The organism is Streptomyces parvus (assembly GCF_014648875.1).
Lineage (GTDB): Bacteria > Actinomycetota > Actinomycetes > Streptomycetales > Streptomycetaceae > Streptomyces > Streptomyces parvus.
In genome coordinates this window covers 293,781-320,674 of the sequence record NZ_BMRY01000009.1, presented here as the reverse complement: position 1 = coordinate 320,674, position 26,894 = coordinate 293,781, and the positions used below count along the sequence as shown (strand labels likewise).

The 26,894-nt window shown below is 74.4% G+C and carries 24 protein-coding genes; 14 read left to right on the top strand and 10 right to left on the bottom strand.

The features are described 5' to 3' along the window. Nucleotides 1-43 precede the first annotated feature (43 nt). The 3 genes from IE140_RS26685 to IE140_RS26675 are packed head-to-tail and all read right to left on the bottom strand — an operon-like array spanning nt 44 to nt 4,082. Entirely contained in the window at nt 44-2,191 is a 2,148-nt protein-coding gene (locus IE140_RS26685) for an iron ABC transporter permease (RefSeq protein WP_150196927.1), read from the bottom strand. 2 nt (nt 2,192-2,193) lie between these two features. Continuing rightward, the gene (locus IE140_RS26680; protein WP_032765466.1) at nt 2,194-3,168 is read right to left on the bottom strand and encodes an ABC transporter substrate-binding protein; all 975 of its coding nucleotides are present in this window, start codon (nt 3,166-3,168) and stop codon (nt 2,194-2,196) included. Between the two features lie 8 nt (nt 3,169-3,176). Then, entirely contained in the window at nt 3,177-4,082 is a 906-nt protein-coding gene (locus tag IE140_RS26675) for an ABC transporter ATP-binding protein (RefSeq protein ID WP_189460765.1), read from the bottom strand. Between the two features lie 403 nt (nt 4,083-4,485). On the opposite strand from IE140_RS26675, the gene IE140_RS26670 reads away from it, so the two are divergent. After that, a complete protein-coding gene (locus tag IE140_RS26670) occupies nt 4,486-4,929 on the top strand; it encodes a subtilase-type protease inhibitor (RefSeq protein WP_109181122.1) in 444 nt (147 codons plus the stop codon). A 195-nt stretch (nt 4,930-5,124) separates the two neighbouring features. Here the strand turns inward: IE140_RS26670 and IE140_RS26665 are convergent, their stop codons facing one another. From IE140_RS26665 to rpmG, 5 genes are all read right to left on the bottom strand, one after another. Further along, on the bottom strand, nt 5,125-6,744 hold the full coding sequence (locus IE140_RS26665; RefSeq protein ID WP_150196926.1) for an MFS transporter: 1,620 nt from the start codon (nt 6,742-6,744) through the stop codon (nt 5,125-5,127). Nucleotides 6,745-6,841: 97 nt separating this feature from the next. After that, entirely contained in the window at nt 6,842-7,090 is a 249-nt protein-coding gene (gene rpsR / locus IE140_RS26660) for a 30S ribosomal protein S18 (RefSeq protein WP_006129267.1), read from the bottom strand. 89 nt (nt 7,091-7,179) lie between these two features. After that, on the bottom strand, nt 7,180-8,334 hold the full coding sequence (locus IE140_RS26655; RefSeq protein ID WP_150196925.1) for a CobW family GTP-binding protein: 1,155 nt from the start codon (nt 8,332-8,334) through the stop codon (nt 7,180-7,182). Further along, a complete protein-coding gene (locus IE140_RS26650; protein ID WP_032765459.1) occupies nt 8,331-8,585 on the bottom strand; it encodes a type B 50S ribosomal protein L31 in 255 nt (84 codons plus the stop codon). The genes IE140_RS26655 and IE140_RS26650 overlap by 4 nt, the downstream gene beginning before the upstream one ends. A 57-nt stretch (nt 8,586-8,642) precedes the next feature. Beyond that, entirely contained in the window at nt 8,643-8,807 is a 165-nt protein-coding gene (rpmG, locus tag IE140_RS26645) for a 50S ribosomal protein L33 (RefSeq protein WP_150196924.1), read from the bottom strand. 70 nt (nt 8,808-8,877) lie between these two features. Here rpmG and rpmB point away from each other — a divergent pair, with 70 nt between their 5' ends. Further along, nucleotides 8,878-9,114 (top strand): 50S ribosomal protein L28, encoded by a 237-nt coding sequence (rpmB, locus tag IE140_RS26640; protein WP_150196923.1) that lies wholly within the window; start codon nt 8,878-8,880, stop codon nt 9,112-9,114. After that, nucleotides 9,114-9,419 (top strand): 30S ribosomal protein S14, encoded by a 306-nt coding sequence (gene rpsN / locus IE140_RS26635; RefSeq protein WP_150196922.1) that lies wholly within the window; start codon nt 9,114-9,116, stop codon nt 9,417-9,419. The genes rpmB and rpsN overlap by 1 nt, the downstream gene beginning before the upstream one ends. 125 nt (nt 9,420-9,544) lie before the next feature. Here rpsN and IE140_RS26630 read toward each other — a convergent pair whose 3' ends face one another. Further along, the gene (locus tag IE140_RS26630) at nt 9,545-10,822 is read right to left on the bottom strand and encodes a hypothetical protein (protein ID WP_150196921.1); all 1,278 of its coding nucleotides are present in this window, start codon (nt 10,820-10,822) and stop codon (nt 9,545-9,547) included. 211 nt (nt 10,823-11,033) lie between these two features. Between IE140_RS26630 and IE140_RS26625 the strand changes: the two genes are divergently transcribed. From IE140_RS26625 to IE140_RS26580, 11 genes are all read left to right on the top strand, one after another. Then, nucleotides 11,034-12,020 (top strand): ABC transporter substrate-binding protein, encoded by a 987-nt coding sequence (locus tag IE140_RS26625; protein ID WP_093435946.1) that lies wholly within the window; start codon nt 11,034-11,036, stop codon nt 12,018-12,020. Further along, complete coding sequence (locus tag IE140_RS26620; protein WP_150196920.1) at nt 12,017-13,078, top strand: FecCD family ABC transporter permease; 1,062 nt, start codon at nt 12,017-12,019, stop codon at nt 13,076-13,078. The genes IE140_RS26625 and IE140_RS26620 overlap by 4 nt, the downstream gene beginning before the upstream one ends. Next, the gene (locus IE140_RS26615) at nt 13,075-14,142 is read left to right on the top strand and encodes a FecCD family ABC transporter permease (protein ID WP_150196919.1); all 1,068 of its coding nucleotides are present in this window, start codon (nt 13,075-13,077) and stop codon (nt 14,140-14,142) included. Before IE140_RS26620 ends, IE140_RS26615 begins: the two co-directional genes overlap by 4 nt. Nucleotides 14,143-14,180: 38 nt before the next feature. Further along, nucleotides 14,181-15,026 carry an ABC transporter ATP-binding protein gene (locus IE140_RS26610; protein WP_150196930.1) on the top strand — a complete coding sequence of 282 codons (846 nt, stop codon included), beginning with the start codon at nt 14,181-14,183 and terminating at the stop codon, nt 15,024-15,026. A gap of 68 nt (nt 15,027-15,094) precedes the next feature. Beyond that, a complete protein-coding gene (gene amiA, locus IE140_RS36440) occupies nt 15,095-15,229 on the top strand; it encodes a streptamidine family RiPP (RefSeq protein ID WP_244330664.1) in 135 nt (44 codons plus the stop codon). Between the two features lie 155 nt (nt 15,230-15,384). Continuing rightward, nucleotides 15,385-16,371, top strand: coding sequence for a hypothetical protein (locus IE140_RS26605; RefSeq protein ID WP_167533572.1), 987 nt, complete (start codon nt 15,385-15,387; stop codon nt 16,369-16,371). Further along, nucleotides 16,368-17,924 (top strand): CocE/NonD family hydrolase, encoded by a 1,557-nt coding sequence (locus IE140_RS26600; protein ID WP_150197568.1) that lies wholly within the window; start codon nt 16,368-16,370, stop codon nt 17,922-17,924. The genes IE140_RS26605 and IE140_RS26600 overlap by 4 nt, the downstream gene beginning before the upstream one ends. Then, nucleotides 17,921-19,288, top strand: coding sequence for a YcaO-like family protein (locus IE140_RS26595; protein WP_150197573.1), 1,368 nt, complete (start codon nt 17,921-17,923; stop codon nt 19,286-19,288). The genes IE140_RS26600 and IE140_RS26595 overlap by 4 nt, the downstream gene beginning before the upstream one ends. A 14-nt stretch (nt 19,289-19,302) precedes the next feature. Beyond that, complete coding sequence (locus IE140_RS26590) at nt 19,303-20,775, top strand: nitroreductase family protein (RefSeq protein WP_425281912.1); 1,473 nt, start codon at nt 19,303-19,305, stop codon at nt 20,773-20,775. Further along, a complete protein-coding gene (locus IE140_RS26585) occupies nt 20,772-22,511 on the top strand; it encodes an ABC transporter ATP-binding protein/permease (protein WP_150197570.1) in 1,740 nt (579 codons plus the stop codon). Before IE140_RS26590 ends, IE140_RS26585 begins: the two co-directional genes overlap by 4 nt. Further along, nucleotides 22,508-24,358, top strand: coding sequence for an ABC transporter ATP-binding protein (locus tag IE140_RS26580; protein WP_150197571.1), 1,851 nt, complete (start codon nt 22,508-22,510; stop codon nt 24,356-24,358). Before IE140_RS26585 ends, IE140_RS26580 begins: the two co-directional genes overlap by 4 nt. On the opposite strand, the gene IE140_RS26575 is transcribed toward IE140_RS26580, so the two are convergent. Further along, nucleotides 24,330-26,795, bottom strand: coding sequence for a SpoIIE family protein phosphatase (locus IE140_RS26575; protein ID WP_150197572.1), 2,466 nt, complete (start codon nt 26,793-26,795; stop codon nt 24,330-24,332). The two genes, IE140_RS26580 and IE140_RS26575, sit on opposite strands and share 29 nt — an antisense overlap. Nucleotides 26,796-26,894: the final 99 nt, after the last annotated feature.

Sequence of the window (26,894 nt, the reverse complement as noted above, 5' to 3'; positions counted from 1 at the left end):
CGCGTCCGCAAGTCCGGACGTCCTGGGGCTCCCCACGCGGCCCTCAGCCCTCTCGCCTGGACCGCCAGAGCAGCCAGATGAAGTACGGGGCGCCGATCACTGCCGTGAGCAGGCCGACCGGTATCTGCGCCGGGGCGATGACCGTCCGGCCGACCGTGTCGGACACGACCACCAGCAGCGCGCCGAGCAGCGCGCTGACCGGCAGGACCCGCGTGTGCCGGCGGCCCACCAGGGCACGTGCCGCGTGCGGGGCGACGAGGCCGACGAAGCCGATCACGCCGACCGCCGCCACGGCCCCCGCCGTCAGGACGACGGCGAGGCTCAGCAGGCCCAGCCGGGTGGGCCCGAGCCGCACGCCCAGCAGGGCGGGCGTCTCGTTGTCCAGCCCGATCAGGTCCAGTTCGCGGCGCATCACCGCGAGGACGGGCAGCGCGACGACCAGCGCCACCACCACCGGGATCAGTTCGGGGAACGTCCGCCCGTACGTCGAACCACCCAGCCAGGCCAGCGCCTTCGTCTCGTTGTACGGGTCGGTGAGCACGATCAGCAGACTCACGAACGCGCCCGCGCCCGCGTGCACACCCATACCGATGAGCACCAGCCGGTTCTGCTCCAGACCGCGGCGTGCGGCGAGCCCGAACACCAGCGCGGCGGCCGCCGCCGCACCGGCCAGCGCGGAGCCGCCGATCAGCCAGAAGCTCGCCAGCGGCACGAGGGTGAGGACGGTGACCGCACCCACCCCGGCCCCGCTGACGACGCCGAGGACACCCGGCTCCGCGAGCGGGTTGCGCGACACCGCCTGGACGACGGCCCCCGCGACCGCCAGCGCCGCACCGGCCAGCAGAGCCGCGGCGACCCGGGGAACCCGCGTGTCCAGGACGTAACTGACGAACTGCCCCGACCGGCCCGCGAGCCAGTTGCCCACATCGCCCAGCAGCAGTGTCGCGTCGCCGAAGAGCGTCGCCACCACCACCGCGCCGAGCAGCCCGACCGCCGTCGTCACCAGGGTGACGACGAACGCGCGCCGGCTGCGGAGCCGGGCGAACGCCGTCGAGCCGCTGTCCGTGCCCATGTCCCGGGAGCGGTAGGCGAGGACGATCAGGACGAGCGCCCCGAAGCAGGTCGTGACGATGCCGGTGGGCACCTCGGCCCCCGCCTGGGCGCCGAACACCGCGCGCAGCAGCACATCCGCACCGAGCACCACGAGCACGCCCGCGAGCGCCGACGCCGGGATGAACGCCCGGTGCCGGACCAGCCCCGGGATCCAGGTGCTGAGCAGCCGGACCGCCGCGGGCGCGCACAGGCCGACGAAGCCGACCGGCCCCGCGACCGCCACCGACACCGCCGCCAGCAGCACCGCGAGGATCACGGCGATGGAGCGCGTCAGCCGGGGGCTCACGCCGACGACCGCCGCGCCGTCGTCGCCGAGGGCGAGGATGTCGAGGCGCCGGCCCAGGAGCATCAGCCCGGCGAACGCCACGAGCGCGAGGGGGGTGAGCCGGTCGATGGACTGCATGCCGATCTGGGCGAGCGAGCCGTTGCCCCAGGCGAACAGCCCGGTCGTCTGCTGGGAGCGCAGGAGCAGCAGCATCCCGCTCAGCCCGGAGAGTGCGAGGGTGAGCGCGGATCCCGCCAGCACCAGCCGGATGGGCCCGGCCCCCGCCCGGGACAGGCCGAGCACGACGGCGGCCGCGAGGAGTCCGCCGAGGAACGCCGTGGCCCCGGCGGGCAGTGCGGGCAGGGAGATGCCGAACGCGGCGACGGTGACCACCGCGAGATACGCGCCCGCGTTCACGGCGAGCGTGTCGGGGGACGCCAGCATGTTCCGCGACACCGACTGGAGGGCCGCGCCGGCCGCGCCGAGCGCACAGCCGACAAGGAGCCCCGCGGCGAGCCGGGGCAGCCGGGAGTCCAGGACCACGGCGGCCGTCTGCTCGTGCGCGGTCCGGTCGGACGACGAGCCGGTCGCGAGCTGCCAGAGCGTGTGCAGATCGACGGCGGCGGTGCCCTGGCTCACGTGCGTGAGCGCGAGCGCTGCCAGCGCGACGAACCCTGCGAGCGCGAGGAGGAACATCCGGCCGCGACGGGCCGGTGGGCCGGCCGCCGCCGGGGACGCCGCCCCGGCAGGACCGGCCGCGCCCGCCACCGTCTTCACGGGGGCGGGCGGGGCGGTTGTGGTGCGGGTGCTCATCGTCAGGCGGTCAGCGCGCCGACGAGGGCGTCGATGTACTCGCGCATCGACGCGGTGCCGCCGAACATCCAGATGCCGTCGGGCAGCCGGTGGACCTCGTCGTTCTTCACGAACGGGAGGGACTTCCACACCGCGTTGTCCTTGAGGCCGCCGGCGAACGGGTCGCCGCCGTCGGCGTCGTTGGCGATGTACGCGAACTGCGCGTCGCCGATCTTCGTGAGGCCCTCGACGTCGGTCGCGGCCAGGCCGTAGGCCTTGTCGCCCTCCAGCTTCCACGGGTCGACGAGACCGAGCTCGGTGTTCACGTCGGAGAGCAGCGAGCCCTTGACGTACGGGCGCACCGAGACCTGGTTGCCCTCCTGCCAGCCGTCGGCGAAGGCGACCTTCTCGCCGTCGAGACCGGCGTCCGCCAGCTTCTTCTTGCCGTCCGCGACCGCCTTGCGGAAGGAGTCGATCTCGGACTTGGCCTTGTCCTCGGTGCCGGTGGCCTGGGCGATGAGGTTGACGGTGTCGACCATCTGGTCGATCTGCCGGCTCGCGTCGGCCGAGCGGACCACGGCGACCGGGGCGGCCTTCGACAGCTGCGCGATGGCCGAGTCGGACAGGTCGGTGGTGGCGACGATGAGGTCGGGCTTCAGACCGGCCACGGTGGCGACGCTGGGCTCGCCCCGGGTGCCTATGTCCTTGACGCCCTTGGTGAGCGGGGCGGCCGTGTCGTACGCGGTGTAGCCCTTGACGTCGGCGACACCGACCGGCTGCACGCCGAGGGTCACCAGGGTCTCGACGACGTTCCACTCGGTGCCGACGACCCGCTTGGCCGGTCCGTCGAGCGTGATCTTCTTGCCGCGGGAGTCGGTGACCGTGACGGCCTTGTCCCCGGCGGACTCCTTCTTCGGAGCCTCGGTGGTGCCGCACGCCGTCAGGGCGAGCGCGGCCGCGGCAGCGAGGACGGGCCACGTCAGGTGCTGGTTCTTCATGAGGGTGTTCAGGGCCTTTCGGTACGAAGGTGGTGGCGGCCGACCGCGCGGGTGCGCGGGATGCCGGTGGGGGAGTCGAGTTCGACGTCGATACGGATGCCGTACGCGTCGGTGAGCCGCTCGGGGGCGTACACCTCGGCGGGCGTGCCCGCGGCGACGATCCGCCCGGACGAGAGGAGGACGACCTGGTCGGCCACGGCGGCGGCCTGGTCCAGATCGTGGAGCACGACCCCGACGGTGACGCCGTGGGTGTCGGCGAGATCGCGGACCAGGTCGAGGATCTCCACCTGGTAGCGCAGGTCGAGATAGGTGGTGGGCTCGTCGAGCAGGAGTACGTCGGTGTCCTGGGCCAGGCAGCAGGCGAACCAGACGCGCTGCAACTGCCCGCCGGAGAGGCTCTCCACCCCGCGGTCGGCGAACTCGGTGAGGTTCGTGACGGTCAGCGCGTGCTCGACCATCCGGGCGCCGTCCGGGTCCGCTCCCCGGATCCGGCCCCGGTAGGGGTGCCGGCCGAAACCGACCACGTCGCGCACGCTGAGTCCGGCCGGTGCGTGGCGGCTCTGCGCGAGCAGGGTGACGCGGCGGGCGAAGTCGGAGCGCGACAGGGCGAGAGCGTCGACGGGCGCGGCATCCCCGGTCTGTCCCGCCACGGTCACACTGCCGGTCCGGGCCTTGTGCAGCCGGGCCACGGCCCGCAACAGGGTGGACTTCCCACTGCCGTTCGGCCCGATGAGCGCGGTGACACGACCGCGCGGCAGCCGGAGGTCGGCGCCGTGCACGACATCGGTGCGGTCGTACGCGACCGTCAAGTCGCGGGCGTCGAGGCCCGCGTCGGCGGGCGCTGCGGTGGCACCGGCGGCGGGCGCGGAGCGCGGCGGCGGCGGGTCTTCTCGGTCGAGGGCAGGAGCGATCACGAGCGTGAGGTTAGCCTAACCTAAATTGCCCTGGTCAAGGGGGATTCGGAATCGTGTCCTCCGCGTGATCTCGAACGGCTCGCCGATGACGCGTCCGGAGGGGTGGCCGGGTGTGCCGGGGGCGTTCGCGGCCTCGGATGGCGGTAGTTTCCGGCCGAAGCGGCGGATTGGCGCATCGATGCGCTCTGGAGTATTCGCAGGTCAGAAGGTCGTTTCGGATTGAACCGCTGGGATCCGTCCATATGCTGGACGATTCGCGCGAGGTCCCTGAGCTGCCCGAATGACCATTCGGTCGGTTCGAACGCCCGTCTGCGGCCGGAAGCTGGCCGTCGATGTGCGCCTACTTTCCGCATGCGCAAGACTCCTGACCGCAATCAGGCACCCGAGCAAGGAGTTTTCACCAATGCGACGCAACCCTCACGCCATCTTCGCAACCATCACCGCGAGCACCCTTCTGCTCGGTGGTTTCGCGACCGCCACCGCGCAGGCCGCACCGGCGAAGGCGGAGAGCCTCTACGCACCCTCGGCACTCGTCCTCACCGTCGCCCGCGGCGAGGACCCGATGACCGCCACCGTCGAGCGGGCCGTGACTCTCGCCTGTGCCCCCACCGCCGAGGGGACCCACCCCGACCCGGCCGCGGCCTGCAAGGAACTGGCGGCGGTACAGGGCAAGTTCGCCGAACTCGCCGCCGGCCCGTCGAACCGCACCTGCACCCGCCAGTGGGACCCGGTCGTGGTGACCGCCCACGGCGTCTGGCAGGGCAAGCCGGTCCGGTTCAGCACCACGTACGGCAACACCTGCGAGATGGCGGGCAGCATGAACGACAACGCCGTCTTCGCCTTCTGATCCACCGGGGCGTGCCGACGCCGGGCTGACGGAGCACCTCACCGTCCCGTCCGCCGCGTCCGGCCCTCAGCCCCGTCCGGCGTGCCCCGCACACGCCCCCGTCCACGACGACCGGGCCTGCGGTCGCCCCAGCCGTTTCCGCCGCGGCAGGCAGCGACGCGCCCCGGTCGGTTGGTCACGACCCCCGTGACCCGCTCACTGCCCGGAAGGCTCCTCCTGCGTCACCCGGGTACCCGGATGGCGCAGCGAGATCAGGAACGCGATCCCCAGGGCGATGGCCATGCCGTAGAACACCCACTGGTTCGCCTCGGCGAAGTCCATCCGGATCGCCGACATCGAATCCCGTACGGCCTCGGCCACCGGTCCCGAACCGGACGGCCCCCGGGAGTCCCCCTGCCCGGTCACCGACTGCGCGATGGACTCGGCGATGCCGTGCGACTCACCGCTCGGCACGCCCTTGTCCCGCAGGGTCTCCTCCACCTTGGTCACCGTCGTGTGGGTCAGCATCGTGCCGTAGACGGCCAGGCCGATACTGGCCGCGAAGTTCCGCACCGTCTGGGTGATGCCGGTGACCTCGCCGTAGCTGGCGTCGATGGCCCGGTTCACCGCGTCCGTCGAGGCCGGCGCCAGCAGCAGCCCGATCCCCGCGCCCGCCATGGCCGCGTACAGCCACTGGTCGTGCATGGAGAGCGTCGTCAGCTTCCCCGCCCACAGGGCGAACCCGACCGCGCCGAGCGCCGTGCCGAGCTTCATCGCGGGACGGGCGCCGCGCTTGTCGAGGATCCGGCCGCCCCACTGGGAGGCCAGCCCGAAGCCGATGAAGAAGTACAGGAGATACAGCGCGGCCTGGTTCGGTGACGCGCTCAGCGAGACCTGCGCGTACACGGAGGCGAAGAAGAACACCGGGACGAACGCCATCATGGCGAAGAACAGCACGGCGTTGTCGACGCTGAACGCCAGATCGCGGAAGACCCGCAGTTTGATCAGCGGGAAGCGAGTGCGCAGCTCGAACCGGCAGAAGACCGCCAGCACCACCAGCCCGACCGCGATACAGGCCCAGGTGGCGACGGAGTCCCAGCCCCAGGTGGACGACTGCTGCAGTCCCAGCACGGTCAGCCCCATGCCGACGGCGACCAGCGCCGCCCCGGGCAGGTCCAGCGGCTCGCGACGGGCCCGGTCCGGAATACGGGCCAGCAGGGCGAGGACGATCGCGATGACGGCCACGGGGACGTTGACCCAGAAGATCGCCCGCCAGGTCCACGCCGTGAGCCAGCCGCCGAGCAGCGGCCCGATCGCCGTGAGCGCCCCGGAGACACCGAAGAAGAGCGCCAGCGCCCGCCCGCGCCGCTCCACCGGGAACACGGCGATGACGACGGCGAGCGCGGCCGGGAACATCAGGGCCGCGCCGATGCCCTGGACGGCCCGGAAGCCGATCAGCCAGGCCTGCGCGATGTCCCCGGAGGGCACCGCACCGCACAGTGCGGAGGCGATGACGAAGACGGGTGTGCCGATCAGCATCACGCGGCGGTGCCCGAAGATGTCGGACAACCGCCCGCCGAGCGCGAAGAAGGCGGCGAGCGTGAGCAGATAGGCGTTGACGACCCACTGCATCTGCGAGGAGGTGAGCCCGAGTTCGTCGATGATGTCCGGGGCGGCGATCGCGACGATGGTCTGGTCGATGAACGTCATCGACACGGCGAACAGCATGGCCGCGAGAGCGAGGCCCTGGTTCGGCGGGCCGCCCCGTCGGCCCGCTGTTCCCGGATCCGAAGACCTCGGACCGGGGGCGCCCTTCGCCGGGATGTCTCTGCCCATGCGTCCATGGTCCCCGGGGGGGCGGCCGTGGTGCATCCCGAGGCGCGGACGCGGCCCCCGCCGAGGGCGGATTCCCGGGGGCGGGGGCCGTCACGCGTTACTTGCCCGCCGCGGCTCCGGAGTAGGGCAGCAGGGCCATCTCGCGGGCGTTCTTGATGGCCGCGGCCATCTGGCGCTGCTGCTGGGCGCTGATCCGGGTGACGCGGCGACTGCGGATCTTGCCGCGGTCGGAGATGAAGCGCCGCAGCAGATCGGTGTCCTTGTAGTCGATGTACGTGATCCCGGCGGCATCCAGGGGGTTCGGCCGGTTCTTGAGCGGCTTGCGGGGGTCCTTCTGACGGGCCATGAGATGTCCTTGCGGTCGGTGGGCTGGGTATGCGGTCGGCGGATACGGACCGCGGGACTACGGGGTACGGGGGTGTCGGCGGGCCCGCCTCAGTGCACCGGGTCGAGGAGCGCGTCGAACGCGGCGGGCAGGCTCTTCCACGCCTCCCGGCCCGACCCGTACTCCTCGTCCGTGAGGAGGCAGGAGTCCAGCAGCCCGGTCAGCCCCTCGCGGTCGAGGCCGGGGGAGACGAAGACCAGGTGCTGGCAGCAGTCGCCGTGCTCGGGGTGCCAGTCCAGCGCGGCGGCCGCCTGCCGGTAGGGCGGCACCATGGACCAGGCGGCGTCCGGGAGCGAGGCGAGCCAGGGGCCGGTGTCCTCCACACAGAGCGCGCCGCCCGCCGCGTCCCAGGAGAGCAGGGTGTCGGGCCGGTCCGCGAGCCAGAAGCGGCCCCGGCTGCGGGCCGCGGCACAACTGAGGTCCTCCAGCGCGTCGAGCAGGCGCTCGGGGTGGAAGGGCCGGTGCCGCCGCCAGACGAGCGTGCCCACCCCGGCCTCCTCCGCCTCCTGCGGGAGCAGCGCACAGGCCGGGTGCTGGCCGGCCGCGGCCGCCTCCACGTCGAATCCGGCGAACGCCAGCCGGGCCAACTCTCCCGAGCCTGCCGCTGCCTGACGGGCGGTCGGGTTCAGCTGCCGGATCAGTGCACGGTCCTCGTCGTCTGCCGCCGGATTCGGTGCCACGGCCAGGACGGGGGCGTACTCCACCTGCCGGGCCCAGGTGTCGCCGATGGTCCGCCGGTCGGCCGGCGCCGCCGCGAGACCGGCCTCGGCCAGATCGTCGCCGTTGGAGAGGCAGGGCAGGACGAGCGTGGGGTCGATCGCCGTGAACACGTTGGTGACCTCGGCGGCGTCGGTGTGCGCGGCGATCACCTCGGCCATCGACTTCGGCTCGACGGAGTCCCAGAGCTCCAGGACGGCGAGCCGGGTCACCCCGTCCCCCGCGAGCCGTTCGAGCTCCGGGACGAGGTCCTCACGCAGGGCGCAGCAGGTGCACTCGTTCACCAGCGGCGCCTCGCCGGAGGCCAGCTCGCCGCCGGCGTCCCGCAGGAAGCGCCGGACCGTTCCGCCGGTGGCCGTCGACAGGTCGTGGTGCAGCGCGACGCTGTGCGGCACGTCCCGCAGCAGCCCTGCCACCACCTCGCCGCGCGCCTCGGAGTGCAGGCCGCAGACGATGACGACCGGCAGTTTCGTGCGGCGCCCGCTCACCGGGCATCACCGCGTCCGTAGCGGCGCTCGAATCGCTCGACGCGTCCGGCGGTGTCCAGGACGCGGGCGGTGCCGGTGTAGAAGGGGTGGCTCGCGGAGGAGATCTCCACGTCGACCACCGGGTAGGTGTTGCCGTCCTCCCAGGTGACGGTGCGATCGCTGGTCATGGTCGAGCGGGTCAGGAACGCGAAGTCGGCGGCCTTGTCGCGGAAGACGACGGGGCCGTAGGAGGGGTGGATTCCGGGCTTCATGGCGGTGTCCTCGGGTGGGGCTTCAGGGGTTGCGGAGCGCGGGGTGCCGGGCGGGCGTCAGCGGTCCTCGCGGAAGTCGACGTGGCGGCGGGCCACCGGGTCGTACTTGCGCAGCCTCATCCGGTCGGGGTCGTTCCGCCGGTTCTTACGGGTGACGTAGGTGTAGCCGGTCCCCGCGGTGGAGCGGAGCTTGATGACCGGGCGTACTTCGTTGCGAGCCATGGGCGCTACTATATGGCAATGGTTTCCATTTTCAATAATGGATGCGTCGAAGGAGAGGCAGGTAACTTTCATGTCCGCCCACTGCCAACTGGCCGGCTCGAAGCCGGGATTCGGCAACAAGATCTCGCACTCGCACCACCGGACGTCCCGCCGGTTCGACCCGAATGTCCAGCGCAAGCGGTACTGGCTCCCCGGTGAGGGGCGCTACGTGCGTCTCACGCTGAGCGTCCGGGCGATCAGGACCGTCGACAGCATCGGCATCGAAGCCGCGGTGGCGCGCATCCGCGCGCGGGGGGAGAAGGTCTGATGGCGAAGAAGAGCAAGGTCGCGCGGAACGACAGCCGCCGGGCGACCGTCGAGCGGTACGCGGCCCGCAGGGCCGAGCTGAAGGAGATCATCCGCCGGCCCGGCACCCCGGAGCGCGAGCGTCTCGCCGCCGTGGAGGAACTGCGCCGCCAGCCGCGCGACGCCAGTGCCACCCGGGTCCGCAACCGGGACAGCGTCGACGGCAGGCCGAGGGGATATGTGCGCAAGTTCGGCCTCTCCCGGGTCCGGATGCGGGAGCAGGCCCACGCGGGATTCCTGCCCGGAGTGACCAAGTCCTCCTGGTGACGCCGGGCTGATCCGGCAGGACGCGGCGGGCGGTGGCGCGGCGAGGTTCGCCGGGCCACCGCCCGTCATGCCGGTCCCGGCGGGGCGCGGCAGGTTCCGCCGGGCCGCCAGTCGGCCCGCCGGTCTCAGCGGCCGACCGGGTCGGCGTGCGCTCCGTCCCCGGGCGTCACGAGGGCGAGATGGCCCCCGTCGTCCAGGGGTGTCGGAACGGCCAGGGTCGAGACCAGTGCCGCCTTGTCCGCGTCGAAGACATGAACCTCTCCATGGCCTCCCCGGCTGACCGCGACCAGGTTCCCGCCGGGAGAGGCGGCGACCGCCCGCCGCTGCACGCCGTCCCAGGGGGTCCCGCCGCGCCGGGGCGCACCGGACATGGCGGGCAGGGGCAGCCGGGCGCCGACCTCCGGGCGGGAACCGGCGGCCGGGGGAGCGGTGAGCAGGATCAGCTCGTCGCCGTCCGGGTGGACCCGGGTGAACGCGATGTGCCGGGCGGTCACCGCGAGCCGGAAGACCAGCCCGGGCCCCAGGCCGAGCCGCCCCGTCGCGCCGCTGTCCAGGTGGTGCCACCAGGCGTCGTTGGACCAGTCCGGCCACTGTCCGGGGTCGCCCGGCCCGCCGCGCACGCACGACCAGAGCATCCGCCGTACGGGATCCAGCCGCAGGTAGTAGCCGCGCCCGCCGGAGCGCCCGTCGGCGGACCAGGGCAAGAGGGGCTCGGGCGTCAGGTCGTCCCCCTCCTGCCGAACGCGGTGCACGCCCGAGCCCGCAGCGGCGAACAGCCGCCCGGTGAGCGGGTCGTGAGCGTCGCCGTGCCCGTCGTCGTCCGGCAGGGCGATCCGCCGCACCGGAACCGCCGGCGGGCAGGAGGGGGCCGACCGCATCAGCTCCCGGTGCCGGTGGACCAGTAGTTCGCCCGGCTCCCGGTGGCGCACCACCACGAGCGGGGACGCTCCGCCGAGGACCGTGACCCCCGGCTCGCCGGTCCGTTCCCGGACGCGTACGGCGACGGCGCCGTCCGGGGCGTCGAGGTCGACGGCTGTCAGCAGTCCGGTCCACGCCTCCTCGTTGCGGCCGTGGCCGGTGGTCACCGCGATGCGCCGTCCGCCCGGGGCCGCCGCCAGATGCTCGGCGGGAACCGCGACCGGTATCCGACGCCGGACCAGCGGCCGCCCGGAGCCCGGGCCGTAGGGGTCGAGGACCAGCAACTCGCCCGCCCGGTCGTCCACGCAGGCGATGAGGCCGTCCGGCAGGGCGAGGAAGCCCGCGTGCTCGGCGAGGTGCCGGTGGTTCACCTCCGCCCGCTCCGTGCCGTCCGGGAGGTCGAGCAGGCTGACCCGCCCCGCGACATGGTCGGAGACCAGCAGGCGCGGCGGCGCGTGGGGAGCGGGGGGCGAGGCGTGGGGCATGGCGAACTCCTGGGACAGGCAGGGCCGGTGAGGGCGGCGGGGGAGCTGGGGTGTTCCGGAGGCCGGTGGATCCCGGCCGAAACCCCGCTCACTTTATTGGGAATGATAATCATGTGTAAGGTTTCGGCTTGTGGTGGGGATCGCTCCCGGGGCTCCGCCGCCAGCTCTGCCGCATCCCCGGGACCGCACAGGAACGTTGAGGGACCCGTCGATGCCACGAACCGCGCTGAGAGTCCGCCGCTGGGCCGCGATCGCCGTACTGGGAGGCCTGCTGGCCGGCTGCGGTACGGAGAACGCCGACCCCGACCCCGGGGAACCGGCCGCGGCGGCGGGTGCCGGAGCCCGTACGAGTACGGAGGTGCGGCCCATCGAGGCCGCCACCCGGATTACCGACGCCAAGGGGGTCACGGTCTCCCTGCCGAAGCCGCCGGAGAAGATCGTCTGCCTGGTCGCCCTCTGCGACGACATCCTCGTCGAGCTGGGCATGACGCCCACCGCCACCAACTCCCAGGTGCTCGCGCACCCGAAGTTCCTCGGCAAGGAGAAGGCGGCGAAGATTCCGGTCGTGCCCGGCGGCTTCCTCAGCCCCGAGGTCGAGGCGATCCTGTCCCACAAGCCCGACCTGGTCATCGGCCTGGAGGACACGCACGGCAAGCTCGCCCCCGCACTGAAGGGCGCCACGGCCTTCTGGCCCGTCCAGCCCGGATCCTGGCAGGACAGCGTCGGCTATCTGCGGGACCTCGCCGCGCTCACCGGCCGCACCGCGCAGGGAGAGAAGGCCGAGAAGACCTTCCGCACCCGCCTGGCGGAGGCGGAGAAGCAGAAGAGCGACAGGACCGCGCTGATCATCTACGGCAGCGACGAGAACTTCGGCGTCGCCACCCCGGAGACCGACGTGGCGGCCGGACTGTTCCCGAAGATCTCCCACTACCCCTGGAAGAGCCGGGGCATCGACGGCAGTTATAGCCTTGAGGAGATCCTCGCCCGGGACGTCGACGTCCTGTTCGTGGAGACCCTGTCCTTCGGCGCGCCCGACGGGAAGCTCTCCGACAAGCTGGCGAAGAACCCGCTCTGGTCCCGGATACCGGCCGTCAAGAACGGCAAGGTCATCGAGGTCGACTCCGAGGTGTGGGCCAAGGGGCGCGGCACCCGCTCCCTGGGCCTCGTCCTCGACGAGGCGACGGCCGCACTGCGGTGAGGCGTCCGCCCGTGGCGCTGCTCTGCCTGGGCGCGGCGGCCGTGGCGAGCGTGGTCTGCGCGCTCAGTCTCGGCACGCCGTACGTCCCGCCCGCCCGGCTCCCGGCCACGCTGGGGTCGGACGGGCTCGCGGGGCTCGTCGTCACCGAACTGCGCCTGCCCCGCATGGTGCTGGCCCTGATCGCGGGGGCCTGCCTGGGCGCCGCGGGCCTCGTCCTCCAGGAGGCCCTGCGCAACCCGCTGGCCGTGCCCGAGATGCTGGGGGTCTCCTCGGGGGCGGCCCTGGGTGTCGCCGCACCGCTGGTCCTGGCCCTGACCGTGCCCCTCGGGCTCCAGCCGTTCCTCGCGCTGGCCGGGGCGGCGCTCGGCGGCCTGCTCACCCTGGTCGCCGCCGGGTTCGGGCGGAGCCCCTCGGCGGTCCTGCTGACCGGGGCCGCCGTCGCCGCCGCGCTCCAGGCCGCCCTGCTGGTGCTCATGGTCATGGCCGACCAGCTCGACCTCCAGCTCATCTACCGCTATCTGCTGGGCAGTCTGTCCGCCCGCACCTGGGACGACGTCACCGGTCTGCTGCCCTGGCTCGCCGTGGCCGTCCCGGCGCTGGTGCTGTGCGTGCCGGTCCTCGGGGTGCTGCGGCTCGGCGACGACGACGCCCGCGCGCTGGGCGTACGGGTGGAGAGGGCGCGGGTGGCCGCCCTGGGCATCGCCGTCGTCCTCATCGCCCCCGTCGTCGCGGTCTGCGGACCGGTGGCCTGGGTCGGGTTCCTCGCCCCGCACCTCGCCCGCCGCCTCCGCCCGGACGGTGGCGCGGCCGGGTGGCTCGTCCGGTCCGCCGTGTGCGGCGCGATCGTCGTGCTCTGCGCCGACCAGCCGGCCCGGCTCGCGCTCGCCCCGGTCGAGACGCCCGTCGGCGCCTGGACCGCCCTGGTCGGCGTACCGGTCGGGGTCCTCCTGCTGAAACGGGGGAGACGCCCCGCCCGGGACCGGGGACCCGTGTCCCTGCCCGCACCGGTGATGTCGCCGGACGTCCCCGCTCCCGTACTGCGGAAGGCGGAACGATGACCTTCGTCGACACCGCGCCCGGACCGGCCCGCCGCGCCCGCCGGACCCTGCGCGCGCCGGGCGTCCGGATGGGCGGCCTGGTGCTGCTCGTCGCCGTCGTCGCCTGCGCCGGACTCTTCGCCGGCCGGGGCGTCACCCCCGAAGGCGTACGGGCCGTGCTGCTCGGGGCCGGCGACGACCCCACCGCCGAGCACATCGTGCTCCGACTCCGGTTGCCCCGCGTGCTGGTGGCCCTGGTCGCCGGGGCCTGCCTCGGAGTGGCCGGACTCGTGCTCCAGTCGGCCCTGCGCAACCCGCTGGCCGGACCCGAGGTCACCGGCGTGACACCCGGTGCGGTACTCGGTGCGGTGACCGCGACCGGCCTCGGCCTCGCGGGCTGGGAGTCCCCCACGGCCGTGGTCGTCGCGGCGTGCATCGGCGGCTTCGCCGGAGCGGGACTGCTGTGGGCGCTGGCCGGGCGGGACCGGGGCGACCCGGAGCAGACCGCCGTCTACGGGGTCCTCGTCTCGGCGGTGCTCGCCGGACTCACCGCGGTCGTCCTCCTGGTGGCCCCCGGTGAACTCGGCAGCGTCGTCCAGTGGTTGATCGGCTCCACCGAGGGCCGGGTCTGGCAGCACTGGAATCTGCTCTGGCCGTGGGCCGCCTGCTGGGGCGCGGCGGCCTGGCTGCTCGCCGGGCCGCTGACCCTGCTGCGCTGCGGCGACGAACAGGCCGCCGCCGCGGGCCTGTCCACCGGCCGGGGGAGGGGCGCGGCGCTCGTCTGCGCGGTGGCGCTGACGGCCGGCGCCGTGTCGACGGTGGGCGCCCTCGGATTCGTCGGGCTGCTGGTTCCCCATCTGGCCCTGGCCGTCTTCGGCGCCGATCTGCGCGTCACGCTTCCGGGCGCCGCACTGCTCGGAGCGGCGGTGGTGTGCGGGGCGGACGCCGCGGCCCAACTGCTGTCCCGGCTGCTGGCCACCGTGCTCGACGCGGACCGGCTGACCCTCCCGGTCGGCGCCCTGACCACCTGTGTGGGAGCGGGGCTGCTGCTGGTCGTGGCACGGCGACGGGCGGACGAGAGATGAGGAGGAGAACAGTGGAGACGAGTGCGACGGAGAGCGCGATGAACAGCGGTGTGCCGAAAGTCCCGGACGTCGTCCGGGCGGAGGGGCTGGCCTTCGGCTACCCCGGACGCCCGGTGCTCCGCGGGGTGGACCTGAGCATCCGGGCCGGTGAACTGGTCGCCCTCATCGGGTTGAACGGCTGCGGCAAGAGCACCTTCCTCAAGCTCGCCGCCGGACTGCTCACCCCGAGCGCCGGGCGCGTCCTGCTCGACGGCGACGACGTGGCGCGGCTGCCCCGCCGCACGGCCGCCCGGCGCGTGGCACTGCTCCACCAGTCGGCGCCCTCCGTCCCGGGACTGACCGTGCGTCAACTCGTACGCCAGGGGCGCTATGCCGCCCGGGGGCCGCTCGGGATGCTGCGGGAGGGCGACGACGAGGTGACGTCCCGGGCGCTCGCGGACGTCGGTGTCACCGCCTGGGCCGACCGGCCCGTGGACGCGCTGTCCGGCGGCGAACGCCAGCGTGTCCGCCTGGCCATGGCGCTGGCTCAGGACGCGCCCGTGCTGTTCCTCGACGAGCCGACCACCTATCTCGATCTGCGGCACCAGCTGGAGGTGCTCCAGGCGGTCGTACGGCTGCGCGCGGAGCGTCGGCTGACGGTGGTGATGGTGCTGCACGACCTCAACCACGCCGCCCGGTTCGCCGATCGGATCGTCGCGCTCCGGGAAGGCCGCATCGCCGCCGACGGGCCCCCGGCCGAGGTGGTCACCCGGCATCTGCTGGCCGAAGTCCTCGGCGTGGACGGCCGGGTGGGGGCCGACGACGTGGGCGGCTGGCCCGTCTGTTACCCAGATCACCCTCTCGACCCGCTCCAGCTATTGCGTAATGAAAATCGTATTCATTAATGTCTGTGCTGCGGCACGCGCCAACGCCGCGAACCACACCCAACCGATGTGAATGGAGGCTTCAACTCATGGAGCAGAACAAGGTGTTCACCCCGATCGCCGACCAGGGTCAGCTCGCTCACCTCTCCGCCACCCACTCGAACGCCCTCGTCGAGAACCCCTTCGACGACGCCGTCGAGGCCGACACCGCGGCCGAGAAGTAAGCGACTCCTGCCGCTGAGGGCAGGTCTCCCGCGTGGCGCGGGGGCGGGCCCGCCCGGTGACAACCCGGGCGGGCCCGCCCCCGTTCGGCCCGAGCATGCCGTCCCCGCCTTCCCCGCCTTCCCCGCCTTCCTTCCCTTCCGACCCGGAGGATTCCGTGACCCGCAGTCGACTCGCTCCCGGTGCCGGGATCGTCACCGTTCCCGGCGCCGCCCCCGTGCTCCGGACCTCCGGAGGGGAGTTCCTGCGCATCGACACCGGCGGCGTCACCGGGGAAGCCCTGGCGCGCCGGCTCGTGGGCGAAGAGGCACCGGACGAACACCCACAGTCCGCCGAACTCGCCCGGCTCGTCGAGGCGTTCGAGACCGGTGGGCACGCTGTGTCAGCCCCGCCCCGGGCTCCGCTCGCCGGCCGCACCGTCCATGTCCTCGGCGACCCCCTGCTCGCCGGGCCTGTGGCGCGCTGTGCCGGGGCGGAAGGGGCCGAGGTCCAGCCGATCACCCCGGACAAGGTGGCGGAGCTCGTCCGGGCCACCCCGGACCACCGCACCGAAGGCCGTCTCGCCGTGGTGTGGTGCCTGGACTCGCCCGTGGCCGAAGGGCTCTGGGACGCGGCGGACCGGTTGCCGGATCGACGTATCGCCTGGCTGCGCTGCCACCGTGAGGGCTCCCACGTCTGGACCGAGCCGCTTGCCGCGGCCGCCGGAGACGTCACCTCCCGGCATGTCCGACTCCGCAGACTCGCGGCCACCCCCGCCCATCGCGAACTCGCCGCGTACTGGGCCGGACACCGCACCCCCGACACCGGGCCGCACCCCACCGCAGCGTCCGCCGCGCTGATCGCGGCGCTGCTCACCGCCGACCTGATCGCCTGGGCCGAAGCCGAAGCCGAAGCCGAAGCCGAAGCCGAAGCCGAAGCCGAAGCCGAAGCCGAAGCCGAAGCCGAAGCCGAAGGCGAAGGAGTGGGCGGAGTGGGTCGGCAGTCGGCCGGTCTCCCGGCCCGCCGTCGGCTGCGCCGGATCGATCTGCGCGATCTCACCTTCACCGAACACCCCGTGCTCCCCGTTCCGGACGTCGCGCCGCTGCCCGCGTCGGCACCGGCGGGGACGCGTTCACGGTCCGACACCGCCAGGGCCCGCCCGTGAGCACCCGTACCGTGTCCGTCCTCGCGCCGGACGGCGCCCCGCTCGCCACCGAGGTATGCCTCCCGGACGGGGACCGCCCCCGCCCCGCCGTCCTGATCCGCACCCCGTACGGGCGCGACGCCCACCGCGCCGAGCTGCGCGGCTGGGCGGCGCACGGATTCGCCGCCCTCGCCCAGGACGTACGCGGCCGCCACGGCTCACCGGGGGAGTGGCACCCGTACCGGGACCACGAGAAGGAGGACGGCGGGGCCACGGTCGCCTGGGTGCGCGCACAGGCGTGGAGCAACGGAGAGGTCGTCGCCGTCGGCGCCTCCTACGCCGCGTACTGCGCCCTCGTCAGCGCACTCGACGCCCCCGGCGCTGCTCCCGGTCCCGAACACCGCGACGGAGTCCCCGACGCCGTCATCGCCGCCGTTCCCGCGCTCGGGCTCACCGAGACCGCGCGCGAGCCCGGGGGGCCGGAGCGGTTGTGGGCCCGGGCCGGCTGGTGGGCGGCCCACGGCGACCGGAGCGACTCCGACCCGGACGCCCTGGAGCGCGCGCTGGCCGACGACCCCCGGCTGCTCGAACACCTTCCGGTCGCCCGCCTGGCGGAGCGGCTGGCCACGGGTCTCGGGCGTGAACTGCCGTCCTGGCCGCGGCTCTGGGCCGACCGGCAACGCGGCCGCCTCATCGCGCTCGGCTCCGCCGCCCGCCTGCCGCTGCTCGCGGTCGGCGGCACCCGCGACCCCTTCGCCGACGACACCGTGGCCCTCTGGCGCGACTGGGGCGGACCGGCTCGTCTGCTGCTCGGCCCCTGGGGACACCGCCTCACCGCCGACCGGTCCGCACCCGCCCGCGCACGTGTCAACCTCGGTGCCCTGTACGTACGGTGGGCCCGCGCCGCGCTCGCCGGGCACCTGGAGCCGACCCGCCACGGGGCCATCGCCCTCGGCGACAGCGGCCGTTGGCACAGCACCCACCGGGCGGATTCCCCTCCCGAGGCCGAGCATCGCTGGCCCTTCGGTTCCCCCACCGGTCTACGGCTGCTCCACGGAGCCGAGTTCAGCGCGGACCCGGAGCGTCCCGTGCGCTCCGACGACCTCGCCGTACCGGTCGGGGACGGCCACGCCGACCGCTGTCTGCTCCTCTCGCCGCCTCTGCCCCGCCCTCTCGATCTGGCGGGGGCCGCCGTCGCCAGGATCAACGCCACCGCCGACACGCCGTCGGCCGACTGGGCCGTACGCCTGACCGCGCTCGACCCGTCCGGCCGGGCCGACCCGGTCGCCTTCGGCATCGTCCGGCGCACCGGACCTCCCGGCGAAGCCGCCGACATCACCGTGCCGCTCGGCACCCTCGGGCGCAGGCTGCCCGCCGGGACCAGGCTGCGGGCCGAGATCGCCGGACACCACTTCCCCGCCCACGCCCGCAACCCGCACACCGGCGACGACCCGGTCACGGCCACCCGGCTCGCCCCGTCCCGCCGCGCCGTGAACCCCCGGGGCAGCGCCCTCCACCTGCCCGTCGTCGCCCGACGCCGCTACGTCGAGCCCGTACCGGAGATATGCCGTTGACCAGCGCCCTGCCCCTCGAAGCCCTCGTCGACCCCGTCAGCGGGATCGTCCGCGCCGTCGCCCCCGTCGAACACCCCGCCGGTGCACCGCCCCGCTACACCGCGATGACCGCCGACGTCGCCGACGCCCGCCGCCTCGGCGCCTGGCCCGCCGACCGGGTCTCGCTCGGCACCACGTTCGGCGACCCCGGGGGCGCCTGGATCGCCGCGGTGGCCGAGGCCGTGGAGCGCTACTGCGGCAACCGCCTCCCGCCGTCCGGCCACCCCCAGGAGCCCCGGCGGGCCACCGCGGCCGAGCTGACCGCCGAGGGCGCCCGCCTCTACGGCCCCGGCGCGCTGCCGGCCTACGCACCGTGGCAGTACGGCCGCCCGGGCTTCCCGTACGCCGAACTCACCCCCGAAACACCGGCGCTGTGGACCCGGGCCGTCGAGAACGGGGAACCCTGCTGGGCCCCCGTTGCCCTGACCCACCTCAACTGGCGGCAGGGAGAGCTGCGTTCACTGCCGCGCACCCACCACCTCAACTACGCGGGCATCGCCACCGGGCAGGGCCTCGACGACGCCGTCGAGCGCGGGCTCCTCGAAGTCGTCGAGCGCGACGCGCTGGAGCTGTGGTGGCACCTGGACGGACCCACCCGCGGCATCGACCCGGCGAGCGTCCCCGGGCTCACCGAGGACCTGGCCGGCTGCGGGCTTGACGTGCACATCGTGGAGATGCCCTCCGAGTTCGCCCCCTGTGTCGCGGCCCTCGTGCGCGACCCCGGACGCGGTATGTACGCGGCGGGGTTCGCCTGCCGTTACGACCCGGCGGAAGCGGCCCGCAAGGCCGTCCTGGAGGCCGTGCACACCTGGGTGTTCACCCAAGGCACGGTCGATGCCGACGGGTGGGTGTACCGGGCGATCGAGGCCGGGATGCTCGCCCGCGGACTCTACCTCGACCACCGGGCCGACCGGCGCTATCTCGACGACTGCGGGCCCGAGTTCGCCGCCGTCCGCGACCTCGGCGCCCATGTCCAGGTCTGGCTGGACGACCGGATGGCCCCGCTCGCCCGCCGCTTCACCGAACCCGCCCTGGGCGTCGTCCCGGTCACCGCGATCGCACCGGGCAGCCGCACCGCGCTGGACGCGGCCCTCGCCGCCGGGGGCCACCGCGTCATCACCGCGGACCTCACGACGGAGGACGTCGCCGAGACCACTCTGCGCGTCGCCCGGGTGCTCGTCTCCGGGCTGATCCCCAACGCCCCGGCAGCCTTCGGCTACTTCGGCTGCCCGCGCTTCGCGGAAGCCGCGCTCGCCCGGGGCTGGCGCACCCAACGGCCCGCCGGGCCACAGGACTTCACCCTGGCCCCACCCCCGCACATGTGATGGAGCGCGCCAGCATGCCCGACACGCCGGACCGTCCCGCCGGGCCCGCTCGTGGGGCGGTTGCCGTCCCGCCCGCCGCTCCGGACCTCCTGCGCGCGGCACTCGCGGACGCCCGGTCGCCACGCGTTCCGGGGCTCGCCCCGTACGCGCCGGAGCGACCGTTTCCCTGGAACGCGCCCGTGACCGCGAACGCCGGCGAACTCGGGGACGCGATCGACCTGGACCGTGTGCTGCGGCTCTCCCTGGCCGCGCCCGTCGGCACACCGGGCCGGCTGCGACCCGTTCCCTCGGCGGGCGCCCTGCACCCGGTGCGTGCCCACCTCCTGCTCGGGCGGGGCTGTTCGCTGCCGCCCGGGCGCTATGCCTACGACCCGCGCACCCACCGGGCCCACCTGCGGGGCCCGGCCCCCGACGGCGTGCCCCCGGGCGCCCTCGTCGTGCTCGCCGTCGTCGCGTCCCGGACCGTCGCGCACTACGGTCACCGGGCCTGGCCGCTGCTGCTGCTCGACACGGGTCATGCCGCCGCCGCCCTCGCGCTGGCCGGGGCCACGACCACCGATGTGCTGGTCTCCCTCGACGCGGACGGTTCCCTCCTGTCCGCCGCCGCCGGACTGCCCGACGCCCCGGACTGGCAGGACGCCTGGCCGGGCACCGAGCCGGAACTGGCCCTCGCGGCACTCCTGTTGACGCCCCCGGGCGGCCCGTCCGGCATCGAGCCGCCGCTGAGAGCCTGGGCCGCGCTGCCCCGCGGCTCGGCCCCGATGCCACGACCAGGAGCCGACACCACACCACCCCGTGAACTGGCCGCGGCACGGCACCTGTTGCACCACATCGGCGAAGCACCCGGGCGGCCCGGCGGCACCTGGCACCCGGCGTCGCGCCCCGGTCAGGTGACCGACGAGGCCCTGGAGTCGCGCCGCAGCGCCCCTCCCGAGGATCTGCACCGCCCGCCCGGCAAGGAGCTCCTGTCCCGCATCCTGGCCACCGCCGGGAACGTGCGGCCGGACGGGCCCGCGTGGACCGTGGCCGTGGGCAATGCGGCCCCAGCCCTGTACGCAGCGGCACCCGGCGGGCCGGGCCTCGACGTCCGTGCCGCGGGCGACGCGCGCCCCACCCTCGCCCACTGGGCCGCGGGCCAGAAGTGGATCGCGACCTCGGGCGCGGTGCTCCTGGCCCACGGCTGCCCCGACGACGCCTCGCACGCCACCGTCCGCAGCAGCCACCTCGTCGCCGGATACGCGGCCGGCGCGGCCCAGGCGCACGCCACCGCACTGGGCCTGCGCTCACGCCCCGTCGGCTCCTGGCAACAGGCGGACCTGGGCGCGGCGTTCGGCGACACCCCCGGACACGACTGGATCGTGCACGGGCTGGCCCTCGGCGCACCCCCATCGGCAGCGGACTCCCTCACGACCGAAGCCACTCCAGCCACCCCACCCACGGCATCCGCCGCCCCGGCGGCCTCGTCCGGCGAGGAAGAACGCCCATGATGCTCCACCCCGAACTCCTGCGCGCCGCGCGCACCGCGCGGCGCCCGCTCGGCCTCGCCACCGCACTCCTCGCGGCGGTCACCGCAACCCATCTCGCCCAGGCCGTCCTCCTCGCCCTCGTGCTCTCCCGGATCGCGCAGGGGGAGACGGGCGCCCTCGCCCCCCTGCTCGCGGCCGTGATCGCCGTCGTCCTGGTCCGCGCCGCCCTCGGCCGCGCCCAGCGCCTGACCGCCGTCACGGCCGGCGCCACCGTACGGGTGAGGCTGCGCGACACCCTGATGGAGCGGCTCGGCGCGCTCGGCCCCACCGCGATCACCGGTGCGCGGGCCGGAGCCGTACGGGCCACGCTGGTGGACGGGGTCGAGGGCGTCGACGCGTACCTCTCGCGCTATCTGCCCCAACTCCTCATCACCGCCGCCGTACCGCCGCTGCTGCTCGTCGCCGTCGCTCTCGTCGAGCCGTACGCGGCCCTCGCCCTCGCGCCCGCCCTGCTGCTCGCCCTCTTCGGGCCGCGCGCGTGGGACCGGCTGCTGGCGCGACGCGGCAAGGAACACTGGGACACCTACGAAGCCCTCGCCGCCGACTACCTGGAAGCCCTCCAGGGGATGCCGACGCTGCGCAACGCCGGTGCCGTGGGCCGCGTACGGGAACGGCTGGAGCGGCGGTCGACCGCCCTGCACCGGAGCACCGTCGCCAAACTGCGGGTCTCGCTCGTCGACACCGGCCTCACCGACCTGGCCGTCCAGGGCGGCACGGTCGCCGCCGTCCTCGTGGCGTGCTCCTCGGCCGCCACCGGCCGCACCGCCGCCACCGGCACCTACCTCCTGCTGCTGCTCGCCTCCGAATGCTTCCGCCCCGTCCGCGACCTCTCCCGCGAATGGCACGCGGGCTACCTCGGGGTGTCGGCGGCCGACGGCATCGCCGCCCTGCGGACCGCCGAGGCCGCCGTCCCGGACCGGGGCACCGTGACCGCAGCCTGGGAGAGCGCGCCCGAAATCCGCTTCCAGGACGTGCACTTCACCCACCCCGGGGGTGCCCGGCCCGCCCTCGACGGCGTGTCCTTCACGGCCCCCGCCGGGCGCACGACCGCCGTCGTCGGCCCGTCCGGCGCGGGCAAGTCGACCGTGCTGAGCCTCCTGCTGCGGCAGCGGGACCCGGACGGTGGCCGCGTCACCGTGTCCGGCACGGACACCGCCGCGTACACCCTCGCCTCGCTGCGCCGGGGCATCGCCGTCGTCTCGCAGGAGACCTACCTCTTCCACGCCACGATCGCCGAGAACCTCCGCATAGCCCGCCCGTCCGCCACGGACGGACAACTGCGCGCCGCCGCCCGCACCGCCGGGATCGACGAGGAGATCGCCCGGCTGCCGGACGGGTACGCCACGCTCGTCGGTGAACGAGGCGCCACGCTCTCCGGCGGACAGCGCCAACGGCTCGCCCTGGCACGCGCGTTGCTCGCCGACGCCCCGGTCCTGATCCTCGACGAGGCCACCAGCGCCGTCGACGAACGCGGTCAGGCCCGGATCGTCCGGGCACTGGCGACGGCCGGCCGCGGCCGCACCTGCGTCGTCGTCGCCCACCGGCTCGACGCGGTCCGCCACGCCGACCACATCGTCGTCCTCGACGCGGGCCGTGTGGCCGCGACGGGCGATCACACCACCCTGCTCGCGGGCGGCGGCGTCTACGCCTCGCTCGTCGCGGCCGGACACACCGCAGAGGAAGAGCGCGCCGCATGACCCCGACCCAGGCTCCGGACCCGGCCCAGGCACCGTCCCTTGCCCCGCCCACTTACAGGTCCCCTGACTCGGCCCCGACCGGCGCCCTGCGTTCCCTCCTCCCGGTCCTCGGCGCGCACCGCGCCACCGTGCTCCGCACCTGCCTGGCCGCCCTCGTCGACCAGGCCGCCCTGGTGGCCCTGGTCACCCTCGCCGCGCACACCGTGGGCACCGCCGTCATCGAGCACCGCCCGCCCGCCCCCGGGACCGTCGCCGTCCTGATCGGGCTCGTCCTCCTCCGGGCGCTGGCCACCTGGCGCGAGATGGACCTCTCGCACGACCTCGCCTACCGGGTCCTGGCCGGACTGCGCGTGCGGGTCTTCGACGGACTGGCCCGCAGCGCCCCCGCCCGGATCGCGGGCCGGCGCAGCGGCGACCTCGCGGCCACCGCGCTCGGGGACGTCGAGGCACTGGAGTTCTTCTACGCCCACGCCATCGCCCAACTCCTCGCCTCCGGCGTGGTCTTCACGGTGTCGGCGGCCCTGCTGGCAGCCCTCGGGCCCTGGCTGCTGCTCGCCGTCGTACCCGCCGCCCTCCTCCTGGTCTGGTCGCCGCTGATCGAGGCGCGCGGACGGGCCGAACGCGGGCACCGCACCCGGAGCGCGCTCGCCGAGCTGTCGTCGGAGACCGTGGAGAGCGTCGACGGACTGCGCGAGCTCCTGATGACGGGGTCGCTGAACCGCAGGCGGGCCCGGCTCCGGTCCGCCGGGCGGCGCCTCGCCCGCGCCCAGCGCGCCGAACAGTCGTGGGAGACCGGTGCGGGCGCGGCCCGCGACCTGCTGGTCGTCGCCGCCGTCATCGGGGTCGTGGCGGCCGCCGCCGACGCCGCGTCCGCCGGACGCCTCGACGGGGCATGGGCCCCGGCCGCCATGGCCCTCGCCCTGGGCGCCCTGGCCCCGGTCGCCGAATCGGCGGCCGCGCTCGGCAGGGCGGGTGGTCTGCGCGCCGCCGCGGCCCGGGTCCGGGCCGCCGTGCACGCCCCTGCGGGAGCGCCCGCCGCCACCGACCCCCGCCCCGTACCGCCCGGCCCGCTCGGCCTGCGGCTGCGCGGCGTACGGTTCGGCTACGGCGGAGCGGCCGTGCTGGACGGCGTCGACCTCACCGTCCGGCCGGGGGAGACCGTGGCCCTCGTCGGAGCGTCCGGGGCCGGCAAGTCGACCTGCGCCCACCTCCTGGCCCGCTACTGGGACCCGGCCGAAGGCACCGTGGAACTCGTGCCCTCCGCCCCGGCCCACCCCGTCGACCTGCGGGACCTCGCCGAGGACGACCTGCGCGCCGCCGTGTCCGTCGTGGGGCAGGAGGCCCCGCTCTTCCACGGCACGCTCGCCGAGAACCTCCGCCTCGGCGCCCCCGACGCGACGGCGGACGAGCTGGACGCGGTGGCCCGGATCTGCGGCGTCGACACCGTTGCCGACGCCCTGCCCGACGGTCTTGACACCGCCGTCGGCGAGCGCGGCGCGACCCTCTCCGGCGGTCAGCGCGCCCGGGTGGCCCTGGCCCGGGGTCTGCTGAGCGGCCCGCGCGTCCTCGTCCTGGACGAGACGACCGCCCACCTGGACCACCGGGGCGACGCGGAACTGGCCCGGGCACTCGCGGCCGACTCCGCCACCCGGGCGACCCTGGTGATCGCCCACCGCCCGGCCACCGTCCGCAGGGCCGACCGGATCGCCGTCCTGGACGGCGGGCGCATCGTCGAGGAGGGCACCTGGGACGAGCTGATCCGGGCCGACGGTCCACTGACCCGCCTCTTCGCCCGCGAGCAGTCGCCGGACGCGGGGCTCAGGGAATCGGCTGCTCCGCCCAGATGATCTTCCCCTGAGGCGTATAGCGCGTGCCCCACCGATGGGCGAGCTGCGCGACGAGGAACAGGCCCCGCCCTCCCTCGTCCGTCGTCCTGGCGTGCCGCAGCCGCGGCGAGGTGTTGCTGGCGTCGGACACCTCGCAGGTCAGCGCCGCCTGGAACAGCAGCCGCAGCCGTACCGGCCCGGAGGCGTACCGGATCGCGTTGGTCACCAGCTCGCTGACGATCAGCTCCGTCGTCATCGACAGCTCCTCCAGCCCCCACGCCTCCAGCTGGCGCGAGACCTTCGCCCGGGTCTCCCCGACCGCCGCGGGGTCGACGGGGACGTCCCACGACACCAGGTGCTCCGGGCTCAGGACATGCGTCCGGGCGAGGAGCAGCGCGATGTCGTCCGGCTGCGGGACGGGCAGCAGTTCCTTCACCACCGCCGGGCACAGGTCCTCCAGCGGCAGTCCGCCCCGGGACACCTCCCGGCCCAGCCGCTCCATGCCGCTTTCGACGTCCCTGTCGGTCCCCTCGATGAGGCCGTCCGTGTAGAGGCCGAGGAGGCTTCCTTCGGGCAGGACCACCTCCAGCGACTCGAAGGGCAGCCCGCCGAGCCCGAGCGGCGGCCCGGAGGGAAGGTCCGGGAAGGTGACCGCCCCGTCCGGCGTGACGATCACCGGCGGGGGGTGGCCCGCCCGCGCCATGGTGCAGCAGCCGCTCGTCGGGTCGTAGACGGCGTACAGACAGGTCGCCCCGACCACCGTCGAGCCGCCCCGCTCCGCCGGACCCCCCGCGCGCTCCTCCTCGCTGAGCCGCAGGACGAGATCGTCCAGGCGGGCCAGCAGTTCGTCCGGCGGCAGATCCATGTCGGCAAGGGTCTGTACGGCGGTACGCAGCCGGCCCATGGTCGCGGCGGCCCCGATGCCGTGCCCGACGACGTCGCCGATGACCAGGCCTACCCGGGCTCCGGACAGCGGGATCACGTCGAACCAGTCCCCGCCGACCCCGTCCTTCGCGTCCGCGGGGAGGTACGACCACGCCACGTCCAGTGCTGTTCCGCCGCGCAGCGTCTGCGGCAGCAGGCTCCGCTGGAGCACGAGAGCCGCGGTGTGCTCCCGGGTGTAGCGGCGGGCGTTGTCCACGCACACGGCGGCCCGTGCCACGAGCTCCCGGGCGGGCGCCACGTCGTCCTCGTCGAACGGCACCGGATTCTGCGACCGCATGAAGGTGGTCAGCCCCAGCACGGTGTCGCGGGCCCGCATCGGTACGGAGATCAACGAGTGCAGCCCGAACTCCCGGATCCGGGCGGCCCGCGCCGGGTGCTCCACCGTCCACCCGTGACTGTCGGGGTCGAGCACCGGCAGCAGCACGGGGGCGCCCGCCAACAGGAAGTGCGCGTCGTGCGGAGGTGGCACGAAGTCCACCGCGTCCCCGACCCGGACGACCGCCTCCGGGCAGCCCTCGCGCACCGAGCTCATGCCAGCCCGGCGCATGGCGGGCCGCTCGCCCTCGGCGGGTGTGGCCGACCCGGGCCGGTCACCGCCGAACGGGTTCTCCAGCAGGTCGACGAAGACGAAGTCCGCGAACCGGGGCACCGCGAAGTCGGCGAGCTCCTGCGCCGTACGCTGTACGTCCAGGGTGGAGCCGATGCTCGCCCCGGCCTCGTTGACCAGCGCGAGCAGCCGACGCGCGTTCCACCGGTCGGTGACGTCGCGGACCATGTAGCCGACGCCGATCCGCCGGTCCTGGGCGTCGGCCAGCGGGAAGAACGAGCTCGCGTACGCCCGTCGGCGGTGCGGATCGGCCCAGCTCCACCCCAGGTACTCGTAGTCCGTGACGGCCTCGCCCGTCGACAGGACCTGCCGCATCAGCCGCTCGATGGGCGCCGCCAGGGCCGTCGGCAGCACGTCGCCCGGCCGGCGCCCCAGACGCTGCTCGCGCGGTACGCCGCCGAACCGCTCCAGGGTGTCGTTGAGCCAGAGGTAGCGCAGACCGGGGTCGAGCACGGCCATCCCGACGGGGGACCGGGACATGAAGTCGTCCAGCACGGACCCGCTCATCGTCCAGTGCGGGGTGAGCTCCCGCCCGGACACCAGGAATACCTCCTGCCCGGCGATCCGGAACGAGGCGGTGACCCGCACATCGATGTCCAGGGACCGGCCGTCGCGGCCCCGCAGGGAGACCAGTCCGCTCCACGCCGACCCGGTCCGGCAGCGCGCGGCCACCGCGGCCGTCCGGCGGGGGTCCGGCGGGCCGGACAGCAGGTGGGCGGCGGACCGGCCGACCACCTCGGCCGTCGGATACCCGAGCAGCGCCTCGGCCCCGCGGGTCCAGCCGATGACCGTGCCGTCCCCGGCGACCACCGCGGCCGCGTCGTCGGCCATGCGAACCGGTCCCCGCCCGTCCCCGGAGGGCAGCGGGCCGGGCTCCGCCGGGAAGCCCTCATCGGCGGATGCCATTGCACCTCACCACCCTCTGTAGGTTTCCATGGTCGCGCGTCGCCCCGGACCGCGCCCGGTGCGGCGTGACCGGGACACGCGCGAGCCGTCCCTCGTTCG